Raw genomic sequence first — 24,687 nt, 5'->3', positions numbered from 1 at the left:
CCTGGACCTGACGCCAGTCTAGTTCGAACAGCCACCGCAATCCAGCCGTCTACGCTGGACCCATGGCACGACGCGGGAACACCTTCGACGCGATCGCGCCACACGTGCCGCGGGGAGTCGACTTCCCCATCGCCACCGGCGTCGCGCGTCTTGAGGACGAACCCGATGGGACAACGTTTCTATGGGTCAATGGAGTTCCCAGCTCGCCATTGCGCCCTGAGCTCGACGTGCTCGACTTCGAGTACATGGAGCGCTTCGCGGCGGTCGTCGAGGCATGGGAGCCTCCTGCGAGGATGCTCGCGCTTCACGTGGGCGCGGCCGCGTGCGCCTTCCCGCGGTATCTCGCGCACCGCTACCCCGACTCGGGGCACATCGCTGTCGACATCGACGCGACCCTGCCCGAGCTGGTGCGCACGTGGTGGGATCTTCCGCGCGCTCCGAGGCTGAGGATCCGCGCCCAGGACGGTCTCGAGGCGCTTGCCGCTCGGCGTGACGAGAGCATCGACCTGATCGTGCGGGACGCCTTCTCAGGGTCGGACACTCCGCCGCATCTGGCGGACGAGGAGTGGTGGGGCCACGCGCGTCGTGCGCTACGGCCAGGAGGACTGATCCTCGCGAATGTGGGCGCTGGGCCTCAGGGGGCCACCGCTCGAACCGATGTCACGGCCGCGCGGGCCGCGCTCGGGAGCGTCGTGGCGATCGGCGAGCATGCCGTCCTCAAGGGGCGTCGACGCGGGAACGTGGTGCTCGCCGCGTCGACGCGCCTCGATGTGGATGTGCTCGCACGCTACGCCGCGTCGGCATCCCTGCCGACGGGCGTCAGGAGCGACTGGACGCCCTGACGGGCGCCCGCGTCGTCCTTAGAGCGGGCGGACGTTCGACGCCTGCGGGCCCTTGGGACCCTGCGTCACCTCGAACTCGACGCGCTGCTGCTCGTCGAGCGACTTGTAGCCATCGGTCTCAATCGCCGAGTAGTGGACGAAGACGTCAGCGCCGCCACCGTCCTGGGCGATGAATCCAAAGCCCTTCTCTGCGTTGAACCACTTCACGGAACCCTGCGCCATGCGGGTTTCTCCCTTTGTTTCAAATGCCCTGGGAGGGAAGCGCGACACTTTGCCGCGCTCGTCGCCGCAATGACCTCTCCCACCCATGAGGGGCGGGTTCCTGCACACTACGTTCTTGCAACCGAGACCAAGTGTGTCATGCACAGGGCCGCGAGCGCGACACTTCTGGGCGTGCCGCGCCGCAAAAATGATCAGCCCTGAGGGAAATCCCGCCCGTGCTGACGGAGATACTTCTCGAACTCGGCGCCTAGCTCGTCCGCCGAGGGGATGAGCCCGTCCTGGAGCATCTCGTCGTCGCGCGACTCCTGGAACGCGTCGAACTGCTCCTCCAGCGCGGCGACGAGCGCCTGGACCTCCTCCGACTCCGTGAGCTGCCGCGTGATCTCCTCCTCCGCGCGATCAGCCTCGGCATCGAGCCCCTGCGGCTCCAGCACCAGGCCGGACAGATCCTCGAGCGCGGTCAGCGCACGCTGCGCCGCCTGCGGGTACGAGGACTGCGCAAGATAGTGAGGCACGTGGACGGCGACGTTCACCACGTCGAGGCCCCACTGTCCGAAGCGGTACTCCAGCAGGTTCTGCGCGGAGGCGGGCACGCTCACCGTGCCGAACATGCTGGGCTGATCGGGCAGCAGCTCCTGAGACGTGCCGTGCACGGTGACGCCAAGCGCGCGCGTGTGAGGCGCCGCCATGGGGACGCCGTGGGTGCCGAGCACCAGGCCGATGCCGAGACGCTCGACGACGTCCCGCACGGCCCTGATGTACGCCTCCCACCGGATGTCAGGCTCGAAGCCATGCAGCATCAGGAAGGGGGTGCCCTCCGCGTCACGAACCATGTCGAGTGCGAGGTACGGCTCGTCGTAGTCGGTCCATTCGTTGATGGAGAAGGTCATCTCGGGGCGGCGCGACCTGTAGTCGAGCAGCTCGTCGATGTCGAAGGTCGCGAGCCTCACCGGCTCTCCCATGTCATGCACGTGCTCCGCGACGAGGCGTCCAGTCTTGCCTGCGTCGATGAACCCGCGCAGCGCATGCAGAAGCACGGCGCCCTCCGACGGGGCCTCCTCGGCCCACGCCGCGACGCCGTCCGGGTCCCACGTCACCAGCTTCGTCTCCATATCGCTCCATCCTGGCATGGCCCGCGAGCACATCCGTCGACTTCCGCGTCGGGCGAAAGCCGGGAATGCGTACGATGCGGCATGCGAATCCTGCGATAATGGTTGACTGCTTCGCCACGGACCACCCGACCCGAGGGATATGCCATGCACGACGAGCCCGCCGCCACCGCCACGGGACTCGATGCCGAGCAGCAGGTAGTCGACACGCTCTACGGACGGCTCGACACGCTGCGAGACGAGGCTGAGGAGCGGCTCGCCGACATCCGTCGCCAGGGCCCCTCGGGCTCGCCGCAGAACCGCTCGGAGCGCGACGCGTTCGCCACCCTGTACGAGGACCGCATCGGCCAGCTGGACGCCGTCGAGGACCGGCTGTGCTTCGGTCGGCTCGACATGATCGACGGCGAGACCCTCTATGTGGGCCGCATCGGGCTGTCCGACGCCGAGCATGCTCCCCTGCTGACCGACTGGCGCGCGCCCGCCGCGCGCGCCTTCTACTCGGCCACCGCCGCCGCGCCCAGCGGCGTGATGAACCGCCGCCATCTGACGACGCGCGGCCGCACCGTGACAGCGGTCGAGGACGACGTGCTCGACGTCGAGGCTCTCCGTGCCGCCGGCCGTGAGGGCTCCCTCGCCGGTGAAGGCGCGCTCCTTGCGGCCCTCGACGCACGCCGCACCGGACGCATGGGCGACATCGTCGCGACGATCCAGGCCGAGCAGGACGCCGTCATCCGCGCCCCCATGGAGGGAGCGCTCGTCGTCCAGGGCGGACCCGGCACTGGCAAGACAGCCGTCGCGCTGCACCGTGCCGCGTTCCTGCTCTACCACCACCGTGAGAGGCTCGCGAGCCGCGGCGTGCTGCTGATCGGCCCCTCGCGCCAGTTCCTCCGGTACATCGACCACGTGCTGCCGTCGCTTGGCGAGACCGGCGCGGTCTCCACCACGCTCGAGGGCCTCGTGAAGGGCGTCACCATCGCCGGCGTCGAGTCCGACGCCGTGGCCCGCATCAAGGGGCGCAGCGACATGGCGGGCGTCATCAAGCGGGCCGTCCGCGAGCGCCAGCGCGTCCCCCGCACCGACCAGACGGTCCGCCTGGACGGCCGGCCCGTCGTGATCCGCAGGTCCGACATCCGCGACGCCCAGGCCCGTGCACGACGCGACGGACGCCCGCACAACGAGGCACGCGCCACGTTCGCGAAGGACATGATCGGTCGCCTCACCGCGCAGCTCGCTGAGCAGCTGGAGCACGTCGAGGCCGACGACAGGATGGAGCTCGAACGGGAGGTGCGCGACAACCGGTCGATCCGGGTCGCGATCAACCTGTGCTGGCTGCCGATCACCCCGGCGCAGCTGCTGAAGGACCTGTTCTCCAAGCCGCATCTGCTCGACAACGCGGCGCCGCGGCTCAGCGCCTCCGACCGGGATCTCCTCCTGCGCCCGACCTCGGCACCGTTCACCGACGCGGATGTCCCGCTGCTCGACGAGGCGGCCGAGCTGCTCGGCGACATGCCGAACGGCTCGCCCCGGCCCGACGCGAGCGCGCTGACCACCGAGGAGGTCGAGTACGCGAAGGAGGTGCTCGAGACCTTCGGCGACGGGGGCATGGTCACCGCCGAGGCGCTCGCCTCCCGCATGCGCGAGGGGTCGACCCGCCTCACCGTCGCGGAGCGCGCCTCCGCCGACCGCACGTGGACGTACGGGCACGTGGTCGTGGACGAGGCGCAGGAGCTCAGCCCCATGGCGTGGCGGATGCTGTCCCGCCGCTGCCCCACCCGCTCGTTCACGATCGTCGGCGATGTCGCCCAGACGTCGTCGGCTGCGGGCACCACGTGGTGGCCCGAGGCGATGGACCCTCTGTTCGGCGGCACGTGGAACCTGCGCGAGCTCACCGTCAGCTATCGAATCCCGGCGCAGGTCGCGCAGGCTGCGCAGTCGTTCGCGAAGGCGGTCGGGCTGCCCGTCTCGGAGCTGAGCGCCGCGCGCGACGTGGACGACGCGGTGGCGTTCCACCGCGTGGACGCGAGCTCGCTCGTCGATGCGTCTGCACGACGGGCATCACATCGGCTCGAGGAGCTCGCCTCCTCGGGTGGAGGGCTCGTCGCAGTCATCGCGCCCGAGGGCCTGCACGCGGACCTGCGGGCCGCCCTCGGGGATTCCGACGTGGAGGTCATCGGGGCGCTTGCGTCCAAGGGCCTCGAGTTCGATGCGGTCGTCGTCGTGGATCCCGCCGCGATCGCGGCACGCGCAGGCGACCTCTACGTGGCGCTCACCCGACCCACGAGGCACCTCGACATCGTCCACACGGGGACTCTGCCGCCGGGCCTGGAGGGCTAGCCGCCGGTCAGGACTGGCAGGCGCCGCTGCCGGCGAGCGCAAGCGCGGTCCGGTCGCCAGGGCCCCACTCGGTCTTCCACCGGTTGGCGGGGCTCATCAGCTCGGCCTCGTCGTCCACGTGGGCGAGACCCACCACGTGCGCGAGCTCGTGCATGATCACCGCGCGAAGCACCGCATCTCCGTCGAAGCCGTCGAGCAGGTCCTGTGCGTCGTCCACGTCGATCACGACGGAGCCGGCGGCCAGGTACTCGCCGTCGCCCTTGGCTGCGGGGACGACGCTCGAGCCGCCCACGCCCACGACGGTGCCCTCGAGCGCGGCGAGGGCTCCCGAGTCGCTCCACCCGATCACGACGGGCGCGTAACGGTCGACGCCGTAGCGCTCCTGGATCGCGTCGCGTGAGTCCGAGAGGGGCTCCTCGGTCTCGCCTTCGTAGACGAACAGCAGGCCCGTCGCGTCGGAGACACGCTGGACAGCGTCGGCGACGATCTGCGCGCCGCCCTCGGGCTCGGAGCCAGGGTTGTACACCCACTCGACCGGCTCGCACGGGTCGTAGCGGACAGGGTCGCCGTCGACGCCCGGGTACCACATCTCGTAGGTGCCGCCCTCGGCGACGATCACCTGTGGCAGGAGCCGAGACCCGTCCCCCGTGGGCTCCGGCACCACATAGCGCTGCTCCGCGACGATCACGCCGTTGCGCGGGAGGGCGAACTGCGTGACGTCGTTCCAGGTCAGGCCCCTCGCGAACGCCGCCCAGACGAAACCGCCCACGCCCACCACCATCACGGCGATGAGGAAGGTCGAGAGCGCGCGGCCTGCGGAGTTCACGGGTTCAGACTGCCACGCCGGGAGCGAGTGCTCTCTCAGGGAGGCGCAACAAGTTGGGAATCCACGCGAATTGCGAGAGTATTGCGCTCGTGCGCGCACTACTTCTCGAGTCCCTCCACCCCCGAGCCACCGACGTCCTCACGGCGGCCGGCATCGAGGTGGACAACCATGTCGGAGCGATGGACGAGGACGAGCTGATCTCGGCCCTCGACGGTGTCGAGATGCTCGGCATCCGCTCCAAGACCCACCTGACGGAGCGAGTCATCAAGGAGTCCCCGTCCCTGCTCGCGGTCGGCGCCTTCTCGATCGGCACGAACCAGATCGACCTCGGCGCTGCCGCGCGATACGGGGTCGCCGCGTTCAACGCGCCGTTCCAGAACACGCGTTCCGTGGTGGAGATGGCCGTGTCAGAGATGATCTCCCTGACCCGACGCCTCGCCGAGCACAACAACTCGATGCACGAGGGCGTCTGGTCCAAGAGCGCCGAGGGCTCGCATGAGATCCGCGGGCGGACTCTCGGCATCGTCGGTTACGGGAACATCGGCTCGCAGCTGTCCGTCATCGCCGAGGCGCTCGGCATGAACGTGATCTTCTACGACACTGCGGAGAAGCTCGCGCTCGGCAACGCGACGCCCATGCCCTCACTGGAGGCTCTGCTCGCTGAGGCCGACATCGTCACGCTCCACGTGGACGGGCGCGCCGGGAACTCGGGCTTCTTCGGCCGCGAGCAGTTCGGCGCGATGAAGCACGGCGCCAAGTTCCTCAACCTGTCGCGCGGATTCATCGTCGACATGGAGGCGCTGGGCGAAGGCCTCGAGTCGGGCGCGATCGGCGGTGCCGCTCTCGACGTCTTCCCCGTGGAGCCGAAGAAGAAGGGCGACGTGTTCGACTCGCCGCTGCGCGGCAAGCGCAACGTCATCCTCACGCCCCACATCGGCGGCTCCACCGAGGAGGCGCAGCGGGACATCGGCCAGTTCGTCGCCTCGCGCATGCGTGACTACATGCGGCACGGCTCCACCTCCCTGTCGGTCAACATGCCGAACCTGTCGCTCGAGCAGGTGCAGGGTTCGCACCGCGTGGCGCACCTGCACGAGAACGTGCCCGGCGTGCTCGCCGCCGTCAACCAGGTGTTCGCGGCGCACGACGTCAACATCGATGCGCAGATGCTGTCGACCCGCGGTGAGCTGGGATACGTGGTCACCGACGTCGCGTCGGGCCTCGACCGCGAGACCGTCGAAGAGCTTCGCGGTATGGCGGGCACCGTGCGAGTGCGCGTCCTGTCCTAGCGCTCAGCGCTCAGCACGAAGGCCCGGTCCGAGGATCCTCGGACCGGGCCTTCGTCGTGTGATCGACGGACGACCGCCTGCGTGGGCGGCGCATCCGCGATGGTGGATGGGCGGCGCTGGGCATCGAGCAGCAGACGGTAGACGACCCGGGCTGCAAGTCACCTGAGGCCGACTATGCGTCGCGGGCGGCGTCCTCGGCGCGGAGCCTGTCGATCGCGGCCTGGAAGTCGTCGAGCGAGTCGAAGCTCTGGTAGACGCTCGCGAACCTCAGGTAGGCGATCTCGTCGAGCTCGCGGAGCGGCTCCAGGATCGCCTTGCCGATGTCCGGCGCGTTGATCTCCGCCTGGCCGCCCTCGCGGATCGAGTCCTCGACGCGGTACGCCAGCTTGATCAGGTCGTCCTCGCCCACCGGCCGTCCCTGGCACGCCTTGCGGACGCCCGTGACGACCTTGTCCCGACTGAAGGGCTCGGCCACACCGGTGCGCTTGATCACCATGAGCGTGGGCGTCTCCACGGTCGAGAAGCGCTTGCCGCACTGGGGGCATTCGCGCCGACGACGGATCTGACTTCCGTCGTCGGCGACACGAGAGTCGACCACGCGGGAGTCAGGGTTCCTGCAGAACGGGCAGTACATGCCCCTACTCTCCCACGACTCACACCTGTCACGCACGCATCAGCGTCCTTCCCTGCAAGGCGACTCACATGCCGGACTCGCCCGAGAGCTATGCCGAGGCGGCCACGTTCAGGGGGCACCGCGAAACCGTGTGAGCACCTCAGGAGCCTTCACGCCCAGCGCGCGGTGCACCGCGTCGAGCCGCTGCGTCAGCCTGCGAGCGGAACCAGGATCTGCTGGCCCGTGACGATGGTGGACGACTCCATCCGGTTCAGCTCGACGATGTCCGCGAGCTTCTCTGAGACGTCCTCGCCAGCGGGAGTGAGAGAGGAGGCGATCTCCCAGAGGGTGTCCCCAGAGGACACGGTGTAGGTGGTGAGCGCGGAGCCCACCGGCACCTCATCGCCGCCGGCGAAGGCTCGCGGAGCGATCAGCGTGGCGAGGAGGACAAGGACAGCGAGCAGCACGCTCCTGCGCATGCGAGCGGATGCGGTCCGAGGGGCCGTCACCGTCATCGTTCCGATCGTCATCTCATCCTCCTTCGAACATGTGTTCTATCGAACGTATGTTCTAGTTCTAGCATCGCCCGCCGACATTCACAAGACACGGTCGAACAAATGTTTGATTTCGCAGTCCGTCTGCCCTAGGTTCGAGACAAGGACATCACCGGGGTCTGACAACCCGGCGGGCATGGAGGACACAGTCATGGCGAGCGACGACCAGCAGGACGCGACGATCCACGCGTTCCCCGACGTGAGCGGCGGCGTGGGCCTCACCGAGCGCCAGCGCCTCATCCTTGAGCACATCCGCGACTCGGTCGCCTCGCGCGGCTATCCGCCGTCGATGCGCGAGATCGGCGAGGCCGTCGGCCTCACCTCCACCTCGTCGGTCAAGCACCAGCTCAGCGCCCTGGAGTCGAAGGGCCTTCTGCGCCGGGACCCCCACCGGCCTCGTGCGATCGAGGTCGTGATGCCTGAGGAGATCGCTGCGCCCGCCGAGAGCGCCCCAGAGACACCCACCGCTCTCCCCTACGCAGGCGACTCGGACGGGCCGACCGTCGGAGTGCCGTTGGTCGGCCGCATCGCCGCAGGTGGACCGATCCTCGCCGACCAGGTCGTGGAGGACGTCTTCACCCTGCCCCGCCAGCTGACGGGCGACGGAGAGCTCTTCATGCTCAAGGTCTCAGGTGACTCGATGATCGACGCCGCGATCTGCGATGGCGACTGGGTCGTCGTGCGCCGTCAGGCGAGCTGCGACAACGGCGACATCGTCGCCGCATTGCTGGACGACGAGGCGACTGTGAAGACCTTCCGCCGGCGAGACGGCCAGGTGTGGCTCATGCCCCACAACCCTGCCTACACGCCGATCGACGGCACGCACGCCCAGATCATGGGCAAGGTCGTCTCGGTGATGCGTCGAGTCTGACGGCGGCCCTACCGACCGTCGGCGCACGCCGCGTCATCCAGGCGCCTGAGCGCACCCAGCACCGCGTCGCGATCAGTCGTCCCCCACAGCGCCGGCATCGAACGCGCGAGGAAGCCGCCATACCTGGCGGTCTTGAGCCTCGAGTCGAGGACCGCGACCACGCCCTTGTCATCCATCGCGCGGATCAGGCGGCCAGCACCCTGAGCCATCAACAGCGCCGCATGCGTGGCGCTCACAGCCATGAAGCCGTTCCCTCCCCCTGCCGCGACCGCCTCCGTGCGGGCCTGAGCCACCGGGTCGTCAGGACGCGGGAACGGGATCCTGTCGATCACCACGAGCGAGGCCGTCGGCCCTGGCACGTCGATCCCCTGCCACAGCGAGGTCGATCCGAAGAGGCAGGCTCTCGGGTCCTCGGCGAACTGCTTGACGAGCGTGGGCAGCTGATCGTCCCTCTGGTTGAGCACCGGAAGGTCGAGCCGCTCCCTGAGGGCGTCGGTCGCCGCCTGCGCCGCGCGGTGCGAGCTGAACAGACCCAGCGTGCGTCCACCCGCAGCCTGCACCAGCGCGACAAGCTCCTCGAGCGCCTCCTCGGAGATCCCGCCCGCGCCCGGCCGGGGCAGATGCGAGGCGACATACAGGATCCCCTGCTTCCCGTAGTCGAACGGGCTGCCCGCATCGAGCGTCAAGGGCTCGTCGAGACCCAGGTGGCGCGAGATCGCGTCGAACCCTCCACCGAGGGCGAGAGTTGCCGAGGTGAAGACGGTCGCCTTCTCCTCCACCAGGCGATGCCCGATCAGACCGGCCACGTCGAGCGGTGCCGCAACGATGCGTGAGGGACGCTGCTCGTCGTACTCGCCGTCTGGCGGTGCCAGCCAGATCACGTATCGACCGTGATCCCCTTGCAGCTCCTCGCACACATCGATGATCTCGGTCAGCTGCGCCGTCGCCATCTTCGCGGTCGCGCCCAGCTGCTCCGAGGTCTTGGCCACCTCCGTCAACAGCGCGCGCGCCGCTCCTCTCGTCAGCTCGACTGCGGCGGCCAGCTCCTCAGGAAGACCCAGTCGCAGGCGTCCGACGTTGAGATCCCCGAGGGCGGAGTCGACGGCGCGTGCCGCCCTGTCCAGATCGTCCGTGGTCTTGCCGCACCGACGTACCGCGCTCGCAGCGCGATCGAGCCCCCGCACGGTCAGCTCGTGCGTCGCGGCCGACGTGATGCGCTGCACCAGCTCATGCGCCTCGTCGACGATCAGCACGTCGTGCTCGCCGAGCAGGTCGTGGCTCGCCGCCTGCACTCCGAGCACCGCGTGGTTCGTCACCACGATCTGCGCGTCGGCGGCCTGCGCGCGGGCGCGCTGCGAGAAGCACTCCGTCGCCATGGGGCACTTGGACTCGAGGCACTCACGCCCCGACACCGAGACCTGCGCCCACGCACGGCCCGAGACGCCGGGAACCAGGTCGTCCCGATCCCCGGTCTCGGTCTGGTCCGCCCACTGGTGAAGTCGCGCGACCTCCTTGCCGAGCTCGCTCGTGGGGCCGACGTCGAAGAGCTGCCCGTCATCCGGCTCGGGGTACTCCCCGCTGAGACGATGCACGCACAGGTAGTTCGAACGACCCTTGAAGAGGGAGATCCCCGGCCGACGACCCAGCAGCGGCTCGAGGGCGTCGAGCACGAGCGGAAGATCCTTCGTGTACACCTGGCGCTGCAGGGCGAGCGTCGCTGTGGAGACGACGATGCGCTGCCCCGTGCGCGCCGCGTGCGCGACTGCCGGAACAAGATATCCGAGCGACTTTCCGGTGCCGGTGCCGGCTTGCACCAGCGCATGCTCACCGTCGTGAAGGGAACGGGCGACCAGGGCGGCCATCCGCTGCTGGCCCTCGCGCGGACGCCCTGCCAACGCCTCGACCGCAGCCTCGAGCAGCTCTGCGATCTCGTGCGGGTCCTCCAGCTCGGGCGACTCCACGTCGCTCTGAGCAGACGTCACGAGGATGCCGCCGCGCTCGCCTCGAGGCGGGCTGCAAGCGACTCGTCCACGAGCGCGATCAGGTGCGTGCCATCGGGGCCGTGCTCCTCCGTGAGCACCTCGCCGTGCGTGTGCGTCTCGCTGATCAGATCACCACGCGTGTAGGGCACGACGAGGTCGACCCTGACGCCGGGCCGCGGAAGCATCTCCCCGATGACCTCCATGAGCGGCTGAATGCCCTCGCCGGTGAGCGCGGAGACCTCGGCGGTCCGCTCGCGACGCGAGCGGAGCCCGATCAGAGTCGCGGCGTCGGCGACGTCGCACTTGTTGAGCACCAGGAGCTCGGGCACCTCCATGGCACCGGGGACATCCGCGAGCACCTCGTGGACCGCGCGCACCTGACCTTCAGGATCCGGGTGAGACGCGTCGACGACGTGGAGGATCAGATCGGCGTTCGCCGCCTCCTCAAGGGTGGAGGCGAACGCCGCCACCAGCTGGTGTGGAAGATCACGGACGAATCCGACGGTGTCGGACACGGTGAAGGCGCGACCGTCGGGCGTCTGCGAGCGTCGCACGGTCGGGTCCAGCGTCGCGAACAGCGCGTTCTCGACCAGCACGCCTGCGCCCGTCACGCGGTTGAGCAGGGAGGACTTCCCTGCGTTGGTGTAGCCGACGATCGCCACGTTCGGCAGCCCGAGCCTGCGCTCGCGCCTGACGGCGCGTGCAGGCTCCATCGCACGGATCTGACGCCGCAGCTGCGCCATGCGGGTGCGGATACGGCGGCGATCCAGCTCGATCTTCGTCTCACCGGGGCCACGGGAGCCGATGCCCTCACCGCCCGCGACGCGACCACCGGCCTGGCGGGACATCGACTCGCCCCATCCGCGCAGTCGCGGGAGCAGGTACTCGAGCTGCGCGAGCTCGACCTGCGCCTTGCCCTCTCGGGACTTGGCATGCTGGGCGAAGATATCGAGGATCAGCGCAGTGCGGTCGATCACCTTGACCTTCACCACGTCCTCGAGCGCGCGCCGCTGGCTGGGCGCGAGATCGTCGTTGACGATCACCGTGTCCGCCCCGAGCGCCTTGACCAGGTCGCGCACCTCCTCCGCCTTGCCCGCGCCGATGTATGTGGCGGGGTCAGGGTGGGGCCGACGCTGGAGCACGCCATCGAGCACCTCGGAGCCTGCGGTCTCCGCCAGTGCCGCGAGCTCCCTGAGGCCGATCTCGGCCTCCTCCACGGTGCCTCGCGACCATTGACCCACGAGCACCACCCGTTCCAGGCGGAGCTGGCGATACTCGACCTCGGTGATGTCCTCGAGCTCCGTGGACAGGCCAGCGACGCGTCGAAGCGCGGCACGCTCCTCGCGGTCGTACTGGTCGCCGTCGTACTCGGTCTCGACGTTGCCGCCTTCGCTCACCGCTGTACCGGCGCGCGAGAGCACGCGGTCGATCACCGCATCGGTGCGTGCCGCGTGGGACTGCGGACCGAGGAGCTCCAGCTCGTCGGCGAGGTCATCATCGAGATGAGGAAGGCGGTCTGTCATAGGGCATCCATTGTCTCACCCCTGGGAGCCGACCGACCATGAGGTGGGGAACGTTACGCTTCTGGCGTGAGCGAAGACCACTACTTCAGCGCCCAGCCCGCCTCGGCCGACGAGCGGCGCACCATCCCCGTGGTGCTCGCAGGCACGGAGCTCACCCTGGAGACCGCCGCGGGCGTGTTCTCCCCAGGCCACGTCGACCTGGGCACACAGGTGCTGCTGAGGTCGGTGCCCGAACCGCACGGGAGCGTCCTCGACCTCGGATGCGGGTGGGGTCCGATCGCGCTGACCGCCGCGCTGCGGGCCCCGGAGGCCGCCGTCACGGCCGTCGACGTGAACGAGCGCGCGCTCGACCTCTTGCGACGCAACGCCACGCGGGCCGCAGCCGTGGCGCCGCTCGCCCCCCTCACCGCCGCGCGGGCAGACGAGGTCGATCCTGAGGTGCGCTTCGACGTGATCTGGTCGAACCCTCCGATCCGCATCGGGAAGGACGCGCTGCATGACCTGCTCGACATGTGGCTGCCACGGCTCGCTCCCGGCGGCAGCGCATGGCTCGTCGTCCAGCGCAACCTCGGCGCGGACTCGCTTGCGAAGTGGCTCACGGTCCGCGGCGAGCAGACGGGCGGCTGGGGCGCGGTGGAGAAGGTCGCCTCGGCGAAGGGGTTCCGCGTCCTGCGCGTCGACGCGCGCTGACGCCCCAGAGGCCGAGCGCTGGGCGGCGGCTCTCGTCAGGCGATAGCCGCGGGCAGCACGACGTCTCCGTCGGCGATGAGCTCCGCGGGGCCCTCCAGCACGGTGCGGCCGTCCTCGACCCTGACCGTCACCTCGCCCCCCGGCACCTCGATGTCCCACACATCCGGGGCACCGGGACCAGCCCACGAACGCACGGCCAGGGCGACCGCGCAGGCGCCTGTGCCGCATGAGCGGGTCTCCCCGACACCGCGCTCGTGGACGCGCATGCGCACGCGTCCTCGCAGCTCGCCGTCGACCTCGTCGTGCCCCAAGGCCACGGCGAACTCGACGTTCGACCCTTCCGGCGGACGCGGCGAGACCTCAGGAGCACGGTGAAGATCGAGATCGGCGAGCTCCGCCTCTGACGCGAGCGCGACCACGTGGTGCGGGTTGCCCACATCGACAGGCTGTGCAGGACGGGGTGGCGTCAGGCCTGCCGCGGAGACCACGGCGACCTCGTCGTCCAGGCTCCACGCCCCCATCCCGACCGAGTAGCGACCTCCGCCGAGCGAGGTCACGGTCCGCTCACCCGCGCGGGTGCCGATCGCGAGCCCCTGGGCCAGGTCGACCCCTGCCTCGCGCTCAAGGAAGCGGGCGAAGACGCGCACGCCGTTCCCGCACATCTCGGAGGTGGTGCCGTCCGCGTTCCAGTAGTCCATGAACCACGTGTCCGGCGCGAAGCCCGCACCGGCGTCGAGCGCTCCAGCACGCACCGCGCGGATCACGCCGTCCGCTCCGAGACCCGCACGGCGGTCGCACAGGAACCGCACCCGATCCGGAGTCACCGGCGTCTGTCCACCCTCGTCGAACAGCAGCACGAAGTCGTTCTCGGTGCCGTGCCCCTTGGTGAAGCGCAGAGTCGTCATGCGCCCTAGCCTACGGCCGGGTCCGACGGTGCCGGACCGCCCCGGTCGACGGCGACCAACGCCTCCGAGGCAGCGCGCTCCACGTCGGCGGCATCCGCCGGAGCGGGAACCCAGCTGACCCTCGGATCCGGGTTGAACCAACGTCGTTGGCGACGCGCGAGCCGGCGGGTGTGCTGCGCGATCAGCTCCTGCGCTGTCGCGGCGTCGAACTCGCCGTCCAGATGACGGAGCGTCTCGGCGTAGCCGACGGCGCGACGGGCCGTGGTGCCCTCGCGGAGCCCCTCATCGACAAGCCGCTCGACCTCCTCGACCAGGCCGGACTCCCACATGCGCTGCACGCGCGACTCGATCCGGGGATCGAGGACGTCGTAGCCGAGCTCGAGTCCGACCTGGACGGCAGGGATCGCGTACTCGTGCCGGGGCAGGGTCGCACCGAAAGGCTCCCCTGTGAGGGTCACCACCTCGAGCGCCCTGACGACGCGGCGCGCGTTGCGGGGGTCGATCGTCCGCGCACCCTCGGGGTCCAGGGCCGCGAGCTCCTGATGCAGGACGCCCGGGCCCTCGACGGCGCAGCGGGACTCGAGCACGGCACGCAGCGTCGGGTCGGTCGCGGGGAACTCGAACACGTCCAGGAGCGCGCGGAGATACAGCCCCGACCCGCCGACGACGATGGCGCGCCCGCCGCGGGCGTGGATCGCCTCGATGTCCGCACGAGCCCGCTCCTGGAACCGGGCGACCGACGCGTCCTCGGTGACGTCGAGCCAGTCGAGCTCGTGGTGCGGGACGCCAGCACGTTCCTCCTCGGAGATCTTGGCCGTGCCCACGTCCATCCCCCGGTAGAACTGCATCGCGTCGCCGTTGATGATCTCGGCGGGCGTCCCCCGCTCCGTCAGGAGGTGAGCCATCGCGACGCTGACCGCTGACTTGCCGGTCGCGGTGGCTCCGACGATCGCGATCACGTGAGACGAGGGCGCTGACGAATCCTCGGTGGAGGCGCCTGCGCGGGCGCTGCTCACGTGCGCCTAGGCGCCGACGGGGCGCATGGTCGGGATCCCGAGCCCCACGGGGCCGGCAGGCGCGGGAGCGCCAGTGCCGCACGAGTCGCCACCGTGGGTGTGCTCTCCGAGCTGGACCGCATCCCAGGCGTCGCCTGCTCGTGTCCGACGGACACGATAGGTGCCGCCCTCGATCGCGGAGTCGGCGATCAGATGGTGTGGCGCGGCGCGGGTGACGTCGACCGTCACCAGGTCACCGGGCCGTGGGGCTCCGCGCCCGTCGGGGCCGTCGCCCGCGGGCACGCTGAAGTGCACGAGCCGGTTGCCGGCCTCGCGGCCCGACATGCGCGCCGACGCGTCGTCCTTGCGCCCGGGCGCATCGAGAACGAGCAGCTCGACGGTGCGTCCAGCGAAGCGCTGGGAGTCCTCAAGCGTGATCCTCTCCTGGAGTGCGAGCAGCCGTTCGAAGCGTTCCTGCACGACCTCCTTGGGCAGAGGCTCGAGCTCAAAGGCAGGAGTGCCCGGGCGGGGGCTGTACTGGAAGGTGAAGGCCGACGTGAACCGCGAGGCCTCGACCACCCGGAGGGTCTCCTGGAAGTCCTCCTCGGCCTCCCCGGGGAACCCGACGATGATGTCGGTCGTGATCGCGGCGTCCGGCATGACAGCACGGACCTTGTCGAGGATCCCGAGGAAACGCTCGGACCGGTAGGAGCGACGCATCGCCCTCAGCACCCGGTCGGACCCGGACTGCAGGGGCATGTGGAGGCTCGGCATGACGTTGGGCGTCTCTGCCATCGCCTCGATGACATCGTCGGTGAACGCCGCCGGGTGCGGCGACGTGAAGCGCACACGCTCGAGGCCCTCGATCTCGCCGCATGCGCGCAGGAGCTTGGCGAACGCGCCGCGGTCGCCGAACTCGACGCCGTACGAGTTCACGTTCTGCCCGAGCAGCGTCACCTCGACCGCGCCCTGCGCGACGAGCGCCTCCACCTCGGCGAGGATCTCGCCCGGACGGCGATCGCGCTCCTTGCCGCGCAAGGACGGCACGATGCAGAACGTGCACGTGTTGTTGCAGCCGACCGAGATGGAGACCCATCCGGACGCGATCGCGTCGCGGCGGCTCGGCAGCGTGGACGGGAAGACCTTGAGCGACTCCTCGATCTCGACCTGGGCCTGCGCGTTGTGGCGAGCCCGTTCGAGGAGCGCTGGCAGCACGTCGATGTTGTGCGTGCCGAACACGACGTCGACCCACGGCGCCTTGTCCACGATCTCGCCGCGGTCCTTCTGCGCGAGGCATCCGCCGACCGCGATCTGCATTCCCGGGCGCGAGGCCTTCTTCGAGGCGAGCTGACCGAGGTTTCCGTAGAGGCGGGTCGCCGCGTTCTCGCGGACCGCGCATGTGTTGATGACGACCACGTCGGCTACGTCCACGCCCTCGGGGGCGGCGACGTAGCCCGCTCCCTCGAGCAGCCCGGCCATGTGCTCCGAGTCGTGGACGTTCATCTGGCAGCCGAGCGTGCGCACGACGTAGGTGGGGGCGAGGGTGGTGTCGGTCATGCCTATCCTGCGACGGCGTCCGCGCGAAGCTCGCGGATCACCGTCACCTTGATCTCTCCGGGGAACGTGAAGTCCTTGCTGATGTGCTCAGCAATTGTACGCGCCAGCGCCCGGGCCCCCTCGTCGTCGACCTCGTCGGGCTCCACGACCACCCGCATCTCTCGGCCTGCCGCCATCGCGACCGCCGAGGACACTCCGGCGTGGGATCCGACGAGCTTCTCGAGGCTCTCCATGCGCTGCACATAGGCGTCGAGGTCCTCTCGGCGCGCGCCGGGGCGCGCCGCGCTGAGCGCGTCCGCGACCTGGACGATCACCGCTTCGAGCGACTCCTGCGGAACCTCATCGTGGTGCGCCGCGACGGCGTTGACGACGAGCGGGTCCTCGCCATGCTCGGCGAGCAGGTCCGCTCCGAGGCGCGCGTGGGTGCCTTGACGCTCGTGGGTGAAGGCCTTGCCGATGTCGTGGAGGAACGCCGCGCGGCGCGCCCTGTCGACGTCCGCGCCGAGGTCGGTCGCGATCGACGCGGCGAGCTGCGCGCACTCGACCAGGTGGGAGAGCACCGTCTGCCCGAACGAGGTGCGCAGGCGCAGCCTGCCGAGCGTGTCCACGATCGGGAGGGGCACTCCCTTGACGCCTGCCTCGTCGACGGCGTCGAGCCCCGCTTGACGGTGTCGCTGGTCCGCCCCCACCAGTGCGCGGGTGTAGGCCGCCTCGATGCGCTGAGGCTGGATCCGCCCATCCTCGATCAGCGCGCGGAGCGTGACTTCGGCGATCTCACGCCGCTGCACGTCGAACGAGGACAGCTGAACCGCGTCCACGTTCTCCTCGACGATCACGTTGACTCCGGTGAGCGATTCGAAGGCACGGATGTTCCGGCCTTCACGTCCGATGATGCGCCCCTTCATCTCGTCCGAGGGCAGCGCGATCCACGTGGTGGTCGCATGGGTGGTCGTCTCGCCGGTCTGACGCTGCATCGCATCGACGAGGATCTCGCGCCCGCGCTGCGCGGCGTCGGCCTCGGCCTTGCGCTCAAGGCGCCGCAGCTCGGTCTGCGCGGACTCCTGAGCCTCATCCAGGAGCTGCTGCCTCAACTGCTCACGGAGCGTGTCGGGGTCCGTCTGCGTGAGCGCGGCGATCTCAGCCGCATGATCCGCGCGAAGGCGTGCACGCTCCTCCTCCAGGGCTGCACGTTCGGCGGCGATGCGCCTCTCGTCCCGCGCGATGACCTCGACACGCTCGTCGAGCCCGCGCGCATACGCCTGTGCGTTGCGCTGATCGGAGGCGATCTCCTTCTCGCGCTCGGCCACGTGCTGGTCGCGGCGCACGACCTCGGCCATCGCGGACTTCGCCTCGGAGCGCAGCAGTTCGGCCTCGCGGTGCGCGGAGGCGCGCTCCGCCGCGGCCTCGCGCCTGGCGAAGACGACGAGGAGGAGCGCGACCAGCGAAGCGCCGAGCAACATCACGATGATGACCGGCGCCTCCACAGGCACTCACCTCCCGCATCCTTCAGTCAGAGTCACCGACATTATCGGCATGTTGAAGCTCGCGCACGACCTCGAATGCAAGCGAGGGGGCGTAGCCCTTCCTTCCGAGCATGGCCACCACGCGACGCACGCGAGTCTGATCGTCATGCCCCGCGAGACGACGCCACCGTACCGCGGCAAGCTCCCGCGCGGCATCCGCCTCGTCGTCACCGTCGATCTGTGCGAGGGCGCCCTCGATCTCGGGGTGCTCAAAACCCTTGCGGCGAAGCTCCTGCTCGATGGCGCGCCGTGACAGCCCCCGCTCCCTGTGACGGGTGCGGGCGATGGTGCTCGCCAGCGCCGCGTCGTCGAGGAGACCGACCTCGCGGTACCGCTCGATGATCTGCTCGGCGATCTCCGGTGCGACCTCGCGCTTCAGCAGTCCCTCGCGCAGCTGTGCGGCTGATCGCGCGGAATGGTCGAGCAGACGAAGTGCTATCTCACGGGCACGCTCCGCAGGGTCGACCGCGCTGTGATCGGGAGATCCTTCCCTGCGCGACCGGCCCGGCGGCCGTCGTCGTCCCGTCAGAAGTCAGCCTTCTGTCCGCGCTTCGCTCCCGCCTTGGCGGGAGCGGCAGGCGCGGCCTCTTCGGCTGGGGCCGCGGCCGGCTCGGCCTCAACCTCGGCAGCCTTGCCGATACCGAGCTTGCCCTTGACCTTGCGCTCGATCTCGTCGGCGAGCTGCGGGTTGTCCTTGAGGAAGTTGCGGGCGTTCTCCTTGCCCTGACCAAGCTGGTCTCCCTCGTACGTGTACCAGGCACCGGACTTCTTCACGAAGCCGTGCTCCACACCGAGGTCGATGATGCCGCCCTCCTTGGAGATCCCCTGGCCGTAGAGGATGTCGAACTCGGCCTGCTTGAACGGCGGGGCCATCTTGTTCTTGACGACCTTGACGCGCGTGCGGTTTCCGACCGGCTCGGTGCCCTCCTTGAGGGTCTCGATCCGTCGCACATCGAGCCGCACCGAGGCGTAGAACTTGAGCGCCTTTCCACCCGTGGTGGTCTCGGGCGACCCGAAGAAGACGCCGATCTTCTCTCGCAGCTGGTTGATGAAGATCGCGGTGGTGCCGGTCGTGTTGAGCGCACCCGTGATCTTGCGCAGGGCCTGAGACATCAGGCGCGCCTGGAGGCCCACGTGCGAGTCGCCCATCTCGCCCTCGATCTCAGCCTTCGGCACGAGCGCCGCGACGGAGTCGATGACGAGGATGTCGATACCACCGGAGCGGACGAGGATGTCGGCGATCTCGAGTGCCTGCTCACCTGTGTCGGGCTGCGAGACGACCAGGTTGTCGGTGTCGACGCCGAGCTTGCGGGCGTACTCCGGGTCGAGCGCGTGCTCAGCGTCCACGAAGGCCGCGACGCCACCAGCGCGCTGGACGCTGGCGACGGCGTGGAGCGCCACCGTGGTCTTACCGGACGACTCCGGTCCGTAGATCTCCACGACGCGGCCGCGCGGAAGTCCGCCGATACCGAGAGCGATGTCGAGCGACAGCGAACCGGTCGGAATCGCCTCGACCGCCACCCGCTGCTGCTCGCCGAGCCTCATCGCCGAGCCCTTGCCGAACTGACGGTCGATCTGTCCGAGCGCCGCCTCGAGGGCCTTCGCGCGGTCTGCTGCCTGTGCCATCCGGGTTCTCCCCTGTCTCGCTGTCGTGGCCGGTGAGCCGTCCTGTGAACATGACCCACGCTATGCGGGGCCACTGACATCGCAGCCGCGCGCCTGCCCCTCGGGGGACAACGCCCGCGTCCCGGCGTCCTGTGCACAAGTATCGAACGAATGTTCGAACGAAGGCAAGCGACACGCCGGACAGGCTCACGGCGAGCAAGCCTCACCCCTGGCGCCTTCGACCACCCGAGGCGCTGAGATCAGCTCAGTGCAGCGTCAGCATCGTGCGCGCTCAGCGCCGCGGTGGAACCATGCGTCGGCGATCGCCGCCGTCCCTGCGGTCGAGCGGCACCTCCATCTCGTCGCACAGCGCGTGCCACACATCGCGAGGAGGGACCCCGTCGTCGAGCGCCTGGACGCACGTGCGGGAGTCGAGAGCCGTCAGGGCGTGGTCGCGCGCGAGCGTGGGTGCATAGACCTCGCCGAAGACGGCGTCCATGAGCTTCCAGAACTCGCTGTGGCGCACTGGTGCGGAGAGCCCGTCAGCGACGGGGCATGGAGTCGAGGAGCTCCTCGGCGGTGTCCGGGATCACCGGCATCACCGCGACCTGGTCCAGCGTCTCGGCGGTCGCGAAACGGTCCGAGACCTCTCGGAGGATGTCCGACATGGGCACCTCCAGAGCATCCGAGATCGACGCGAGAAGCTCCGACGACGCCTCCTTCTGGCCACGCTCGACCTCGGACAGATATCCGAGGGAGACGCGTGCGGCCGAGGAGATGTCACGCAGCGTCTTGCCCTGCGTGAGGCGCGCCTCGCGGAGGACGTCGCCCAGTTCGGTGCGGAGAATTGGCATGCGTCCTCCCTTCTTGAGAGTCAGGCCCTTGTCCATGTCTGACACAACGCACATTACCCCACGGTTGTTCCGCGAGGCTACGAGCCGGTTTCAGTCGTGTGAAACCTGCGTCAACGCCGCTGCGAGCGCGGCCATCGCGCATGCGACGGCGGCCGTGCGGACCTCCGACCGGGAGCCCTCGATCCGGTGGAGCGTGGCCTCGGACCCCTGTGCGGTCGCCACCCCGATCCAGACGGTTCCGGGCGCCTGGCCGTCATGAGGGTCCGGTCCGGCGACGCCGGTCGTGGACACCGCCACGTCGGCACCCAGCCGTGCGCGTACCCCTTCGGCCATCGCCATGGCGACCTCGCGCGACACCGGGCCCACCTCGTCGAGCAGCTCACGGGGCACGCCGAGCAGCCGATGCTTCGCCTCGACCGCGTACGAGACGACGCCGCCGAGCAGCACCTCCGAGGCTCCGGGAACGGAGACGAGCGCCGAGCACACGGCTCCTCCCGTGAGGGACTCTGCGACCGCCACCGTGACGCCAGACTCGTTGGCGGCGTGGATCACGTCCGAAGGGGCGGTCACTCGGGGAATCCTCCTGCTTCCGGTTCAGGCACGCGCGACTCGCCCGGCTGCGGCGGATGCTCGCGGCGCGCCCGTGCGATCTTGATGCCGTAGTCGATCCCGGAGTACAGCGCGACCGCCGTCGCGGCGAGCAGCAGGACCCACGCTGTCGTCAGCATCCACGTGGGCGCTGCCGGCCACAGGTACAGGGCGATCGACGCGATCTGCAGCACGGTCTTGAGCTTGCCCCCGGGCGATGCGGCGATCACGACGTCGTGCGCCACGAGCAGGCGGCCGACCGTGACGTACACCTCGCGGAACGCGATGATCGCGACGGGCCACCACGGCAGCCCGTCCGTGGCGATGAGCGTGCCCAGGGCGGCCAGCACGAGCGCCTTGTCGGCGATCGGATCCGCCAGCTTGCCGAAGTCCGAGACCACCTCCCAGCGTCGTGCGAGGTAGCCGTCGAGGTAGTCGGTCGCCGCAGCGGCAAGGAAGATCACCAGCGCCGCCCAGCGCCACGCGCCCTGCTCCCCGGCGTCGAGCAGGAGCGCGACGACCATGACCGGCACGCCGATGAGCCGGAGCACCGTGAGCACGTTGGGCAGCGCGGAGATCACCCCCACACCCTACTGGGGCGAGCGTGGAGGAACGTCCGCCACGGGCCTGATACTGGTCGCATGAGGAACGACACCGCCGGCCGCGCGCGGCGCACGAGGCGCACGACGGCGCTCGCGTCCCTCCTCGGCGCGCTCGGACTGCTCACCATCGTCGCCGCGATCGGAGCAGAGGTGGCTGGCACGGACCTCGCGGCGCCGACGCCGGCCGCCTCGCACTCGACGACACCGTCGCCTTCTCTCGCAGCGCCGACCGAGCCCGACCCTGTGAGCTTCACCCTCGTGGCGGCGGGGGACGTGCTCCCGCACTCCCCCGTCAACCGCTCCGCCGCCGTGGAAGGCGGCTACGACTACGCGCCTCTCATGGAGGGGATCGCGCCGTTCGTGTCCGGCGCGGACCTGGCCCTATGCCACATGGAGGTGCCCGTCGCGCCTGATCAGGGCGACATCACGACCTTCCCGGTCTTCGGCGCTCCCGTCGAGCTCGTGAGCTCTCTGGCAGAGGTGGGCTGGAACGGCTGCTCCACGGCCTCCAACCACTCGGTGGACAAGGGGTACGACGGCGTGGTCGCGACCATCGAGGCGTTCGAGGCCGCACGCTTGGGATACGCAGGCACGGCGCGCGACGAGGAGGAGGCGGCGAGCGTGCAGACGTATCGGATCGGCGACGCGGGCGCGCCGCTCGACGTCGCGCATGTGTCCTACTCGTACGGCACCAACGGGCTGCCCGTGACCGTTCCCGGATCGGTCGACCTGTTCGACGCCGACGCGGCCGACCCGACGCCGATCATCGAGGCGGCCGCCGCGGCACGCGAGGCAGGGGCCGACGTGGTGATCGCCTCCGTGCACTGCTGCGTCGAGTACAGGACGCTGCCGACGGACGCGCAGATCCGCATCGCCGAGCTCATCGCGGAGTCCGGCACCGTGGATCTGTACGTCGGCCACCACGCGCACGTCCCGCAGCCCATCGTGGACCTTCCAGGCGGCCCCGACGGCGACGGCATGTGGGTCGCCTATGGACTCGGCAACATGCTCTCGAACCAGTCCTCGGCCTGCTGCGTCCCGCAGACCAGCAACGGAGTGCTGCTCACCGCGACGTTCACAGTCGAACCTTCCGGTGAGGTCGACGTGGGCGTCGAGTGGACCGCCACGACGGTTGATCGGTCGGGCGGCCATCGCATGTACGTGCTCAGCGGCGCCGAGGGGCCGCTCGGCACGCTCAGCGCCGACGAGGTGGCCCGGCGGCACGCCATGGTCGCCAAGGCGGTGGGCGATCCCGCCCCCGAGCGGCTCCGTCCGGCCGAGTCCCTCGCCGACTACTCCTACCGGCTGGTGAGGTCTCCCGCTGCCAGATGAGACGACGGTTCAGCGGTGTGCCGCGACCCGCCGCTGAGCACCGAGCCGCACGGGCGCGTTCGGGGCGCCGTAGCCGTCATACCCTCCCCTGCGCTCCACGAGCTCGAAGAAGACTCCACCCACCGCCTGGGTGTAGACGTGCAGGAACTCACCCGCGCCCTGGCGGTCGTAGAACACCCCGAGCGCCCTGAGCTCGTCGAGCAGCGCGCGGTCCATCGTGCCTCCGAACCTCGCCTCGAGGTCGTCGTAGTAGTTCGCAGGCACGGGGAGCAGGGCCGCGCCCGCGGCCTTCGCATGGCGCGTCGCGGCGAGCACGTCGTCGCACGCGAGCGCGACGTGGCGCGGAGGCTCTGGGGACGTCGGCGGGGCGACGTTGATCGCAAGCCGCACCACGTCGTCCGCGGAGCGCATCACCTGACTGCGTACGAGCCCGACCGGCCCAGGAACCTCCTCGACCGGCTCCGGCGTGAGCCCCAGGACCGCGCCTGCGAAGAGCACCGCCTCGTCGAACTCCTGCCACGGATGGCCGATGTTGATGTGGTCCACGACGGCACGGAGAGGTGTGGCGGCCAGGGAGCCACCGACGAACTCCGGCAGCCAGGCGGGCTCGGCGCCTGCGTCGCTCCAGTACACCTCGGTGCCATCGGGCGCTGCGACAGCGCGGAGCTCGTGCTCCCCCGCGTAGGTGCGCCGGAACACCGGGGGTGCGCCCAGCAGCTCGCCCCTGGCCGAGGCGGTCGCGGCGTCGTCGACGGACAGGCCGATCGCCGACAGGACACAGCTCTCCGACCGCCGCTGCTCGTTGAGGATGAGGCGGGCGTCGCCCGCCTCCCATAGCCTCACGTCCTTGCTTCGGTGGCGACCGCCGAACGAGAAGCCGAGCTGCGACAGCAGCTCGTCGACAGGCGCGAGGTCCTGGCCCGCGATCTCGACGAAGTCGATTCCTCGCGCCTGCTGCGCTGCCGGAAGCCTGTCCTGCGCGCGATGCTCCGCCTCCGACGTGCGATCAGCGAGCCACGTGAGGGACCGCCGCGCATGCGCGGCGGTGCGTGAGACGTCGGTCTGTCGGAAGGTGTCGTTGAAGACCTCGAGCGAGATCGGGCCGCGGTATCCGGCGCGGTCGATGTGGCCCAGCAGGCCGATGAGGTCGAACCCACCCTCGCCAGGGAAGAGTCGGTGGTGGCGGCTCCACGACAGAAGATCCATGTCGAGCACCGGCGCGTCGGCGAGCTGCACGAAGTAGATCCGTTCGCCGTCGATCTGCTCGATGCCTGACGGATCGTCGCCGCGGGACAGGATGTGGAAGCTGTCGAGGCAGGTGCCGAGGTTCGGCCGGTCGGCGCGGCGGACGATGTCCCAGGCATGGCGGTAGTCGTTCACGTAGCGGCCCCACGCGAGCGCCTCGTACGCGAGCCTGATGCCATGGGTGGCGGCGAGGTCCGCGAGGGCGCCGAGCTGCTCCGCGGCGAGCGCGTCGTCGTCGATCGACGCCGTACCGACGTTGCTGCACACGAGCATGAGGTCGGTGCCGAGCCTGTCCATCACCGTGAACTTCGCCTCCGCGCGACGGAGGGTGTCCTGGAACTCGTCGTCGGTGACGCCTTCCACGTCGCGGAACGGCTGGTACATGTCGATCGTGAGCCCGAGCCTCGCGCAGAGCGCTCGGATCTCCTCGGGTGACTCGACCGCTGCGACGAGGTCGGCGTCCATGATCTCGACCCCGTCGAAGCCTGCTGCCGCGCACGACTCGAGCTTCTCGACGAGGCCACCGGACAGGCAGACGGTGGCGATGGAGGTCCTCATGCGGGCAATGTACCACTCGGTACATTAGTTCGCCCGAGGGTCTTGCGAAGTTATGTACCGGTCGGTACATT

General features: G+C 69.7%; 24 protein-coding genes. 6 read left to right on the top strand and 18 right to left on the bottom strand.

The window, feature by feature from the left end:
- Positions 1–62: 62 nt before the first annotated feature.
- On the top strand, positions 63–842 hold the full coding sequence (locus tag QQX04_RS11695; RefSeq protein WP_301129399.1) for a spermidine synthase: 780 nt from the start codon (positions 63–65) through the stop codon (positions 840–842).
- Between the two features lie 18 nt (positions 843–860).
- Here the strand turns inward: QQX04_RS11695 and QQX04_RS11690 are convergent, their stop codons facing one another.
- Entirely contained in the window at positions 861–1,064 is a 204-nt protein-coding gene (locus tag QQX04_RS11690) for a cold-shock protein (RefSeq protein ID WP_062203110.1), read from the bottom strand.
- Positions 1,065–1,255: 191 nt separating this feature from the next.
- Positions 1,256–2,176, bottom strand: a complete 921-nt coding sequence (locus QQX04_RS11685) for a PAC2 family protein (protein WP_301129396.1) — start codon at positions 2,174–2,176, stop codon at positions 1,256–1,258.
- Positions 2,177–2,320: 144 nt separating this feature from the next.
- Here QQX04_RS11685 and QQX04_RS11680 point away from each other — a divergent pair, with 144 nt between their 5' ends.
- A complete protein-coding gene (locus QQX04_RS11680) occupies positions 2,321–4,507 on the top strand; it encodes a HelD family protein (protein WP_301129394.1) in 2,187 nt (728 codons plus the stop codon).
- A 7-nt stretch (positions 4,508–4,514) separates the two neighbouring features.
- Here the strand turns inward: QQX04_RS11680 and QQX04_RS11675 are convergent, their stop codons facing one another.
- The gene (locus QQX04_RS11675) at positions 4,515–5,333 is read right to left on the bottom strand and encodes a matrixin family metalloprotease (RefSeq protein ID WP_301129392.1); all 819 of its coding nucleotides are present in this window, start codon (positions 5,331–5,333) and stop codon (positions 4,515–4,517) included.
- A gap of 80 nt (positions 5,334–5,413) precedes the next feature.
- Here QQX04_RS11675 and serA point away from each other — a divergent pair, with 80 nt between their 5' ends.
- Complete coding sequence (serA, locus tag QQX04_RS11670; protein WP_301129639.1) at positions 5,414–6,619, top strand: phosphoglycerate dehydrogenase; 1,206 nt, start codon at positions 5,414–5,416, stop codon at positions 6,617–6,619.
- 172 nt (positions 6,620–6,791) lie between these two features.
- On the opposite strand, the gene nrdR is transcribed toward serA, so the two are convergent.
- Positions 6,792–7,253 carry a transcriptional regulator NrdR gene (gene nrdR, locus QQX04_RS11665; RefSeq protein ID WP_301129390.1) on the bottom strand — a complete coding sequence of 154 codons (462 nt, stop codon included), beginning with the start codon at positions 7,251–7,253 and terminating at the stop codon, positions 6,792–6,794.
- A gap of 188 nt (positions 7,254–7,441) precedes the next feature.
- Positions 7,442–7,762 carry a LysM peptidoglycan-binding domain-containing protein gene (locus tag QQX04_RS11660; protein ID WP_301129388.1) on the bottom strand — a complete coding sequence of 107 codons (321 nt, stop codon included), beginning with the start codon at positions 7,760–7,762 and terminating at the stop codon, positions 7,442–7,444.
- A gap of 175 nt (positions 7,763–7,937) precedes the next feature.
- Here QQX04_RS11660 and lexA point away from each other — a divergent pair, with 175 nt between their 5' ends.
- The gene (lexA, locus tag QQX04_RS11655) at positions 7,938–8,657 is read left to right on the top strand and encodes a transcriptional repressor LexA (protein WP_301129386.1); all 720 of its coding nucleotides are present in this window, start codon (positions 7,938–7,940) and stop codon (positions 8,655–8,657) included.
- An 8-nt stretch (positions 8,658–8,665) separates the two neighbouring features.
- Here the strand turns inward: lexA and QQX04_RS11650 are convergent, their stop codons facing one another.
- Entirely contained in the window at positions 8,666–10,639 is a 1,974-nt protein-coding gene (locus QQX04_RS11650; protein ID WP_301129384.1) for an ATP-dependent DNA helicase, read from the bottom strand.
- Positions 10,636–12,162, bottom strand: coding sequence for a GTPase HflX (gene hflX, locus QQX04_RS11645; protein WP_301129382.1), 1,527 nt, complete (start codon positions 12,160–12,162; stop codon positions 10,636–10,638). Before hflX ends, QQX04_RS11650 begins: the two co-directional genes overlap by 4 nt.
- Positions 12,163–12,228: 66 nt before the next feature.
- Between hflX and QQX04_RS11640 the strand changes: the two genes are divergently transcribed.
- On the top strand, positions 12,229–12,852 hold the full coding sequence (locus QQX04_RS11640; RefSeq protein WP_301129380.1) for a class I SAM-dependent methyltransferase: 624 nt from the start codon (positions 12,229–12,231) through the stop codon (positions 12,850–12,852).
- A gap of 35 nt (positions 12,853–12,887) precedes the next feature.
- Here QQX04_RS11640 and dapF read toward each other — a convergent pair whose 3' ends face one another.
- From dapF to pgsA, 10 genes are all read right to left on the bottom strand, one after another.
- Complete coding sequence (gene dapF, locus QQX04_RS11635; protein WP_301129378.1) at positions 12,888–13,757, bottom strand: diaminopimelate epimerase; 870 nt, start codon at positions 13,755–13,757, stop codon at positions 12,888–12,890.
- A gap of 5 nt (positions 13,758–13,762) precedes the next feature.
- Complete coding sequence (gene miaA, locus QQX04_RS11630; RefSeq protein ID WP_301129375.1) at positions 13,763–14,773, bottom strand: tRNA (adenosine(37)-N6)-dimethylallyltransferase MiaA; 1,011 nt, start codon at positions 14,771–14,773, stop codon at positions 13,763–13,765.
- Between the two features lie 6 nt (positions 14,774–14,779).
- Positions 14,780–16,309 carry a tRNA (N6-isopentenyl adenosine(37)-C2)-methylthiotransferase MiaB gene (gene miaB / locus QQX04_RS11625; protein ID WP_301129371.1) on the bottom strand — a complete coding sequence of 510 codons (1,530 nt, stop codon included), beginning with the start codon at positions 16,307–16,309 and terminating at the stop codon, positions 14,780–14,782.
- A gap of 2 nt (positions 16,310–16,311) precedes the next feature.
- Positions 16,312–17,793, bottom strand: a complete 1,482-nt coding sequence (gene rny, locus QQX04_RS11620; RefSeq protein WP_301129369.1) for a ribonuclease Y — start codon at positions 17,791–17,793, stop codon at positions 16,312–16,314.
- Positions 17,794–17,815: 22 nt separating this feature from the next.
- Entirely contained in the window at positions 17,816–18,226 is a 411-nt protein-coding gene (locus QQX04_RS11615) for a regulatory protein RecX (protein ID WP_436968480.1), read from the bottom strand.
- A gap of 131 nt (positions 18,227–18,357) precedes the next feature.
- Entirely contained in the window at positions 18,358–19,458 is a 1,101-nt protein-coding gene (gene recA / locus QQX04_RS11610) for a recombinase RecA (RefSeq protein ID WP_301129367.1), read from the bottom strand.
- Between the two features lie 271 nt (positions 19,459–19,729).
- Positions 19,730–19,963 carry a DUF3046 domain-containing protein gene (locus tag QQX04_RS11605; RefSeq protein WP_301129366.1) on the bottom strand — a complete coding sequence of 78 codons (234 nt, stop codon included), beginning with the start codon at positions 19,961–19,963 and terminating at the stop codon, positions 19,730–19,732.
- A 16-nt stretch (positions 19,964–19,979) separates the two neighbouring features.
- Positions 19,980–20,291 carry a helix-turn-helix domain-containing protein gene (locus tag QQX04_RS11600; RefSeq protein WP_301129364.1) on the bottom strand — a complete coding sequence of 104 codons (312 nt, stop codon included), beginning with the start codon at positions 20,289–20,291 and terminating at the stop codon, positions 19,980–19,982.
- A gap of 90 nt (positions 20,292–20,381) precedes the next feature.
- Entirely contained in the window at positions 20,382–20,861 is a 480-nt protein-coding gene (locus QQX04_RS11595) for a CinA family protein (RefSeq protein WP_301129362.1), read from the bottom strand.
- Positions 20,858–21,460, bottom strand: a complete 603-nt coding sequence (gene pgsA, locus QQX04_RS11590) for a CDP-diacylglycerol--glycerol-3-phosphate 3-phosphatidyltransferase (RefSeq protein ID WP_301129360.1) — start codon at positions 21,458–21,460, stop codon at positions 20,858–20,860. The genes QQX04_RS11595 and pgsA overlap by 4 nt, the downstream gene beginning before the upstream one ends.
- A gap of 60 nt (positions 21,461–21,520) precedes the next feature.
- Between pgsA and QQX04_RS11585 the strand changes: the two genes are divergently transcribed.
- A complete protein-coding gene (locus QQX04_RS11585) occupies positions 21,521–22,813 on the top strand; it encodes a CapA family protein (protein ID WP_301129359.1) in 1,293 nt (430 codons plus the stop codon).
- 9 nt (positions 22,814–22,822) lie between these two features.
- Here QQX04_RS11585 and QQX04_RS11580 read toward each other — a convergent pair whose 3' ends face one another.
- On the bottom strand, positions 22,823–24,616 hold the full coding sequence (locus QQX04_RS11580) for a bifunctional sugar phosphate isomerase/epimerase/4-hydroxyphenylpyruvate dioxygenase family protein (RefSeq protein WP_301129357.1): 1,794 nt from the start codon (positions 24,614–24,616) through the stop codon (positions 22,823–22,825).
- Positions 24,617–24,687 lie beyond the last annotated feature (71 nt).

This window comes from Demequina zhanjiangensis (assembly GCF_030418315.1).
In the GTDB taxonomy this organism is placed as follows: domain Bacteria; phylum Actinomycetota; class Actinomycetes; order Actinomycetales; family Demequinaceae; genus Demequina; species Demequina zhanjiangensis.
This window is presented reverse-complemented; position numbering and strand designations above follow the sequence as displayed.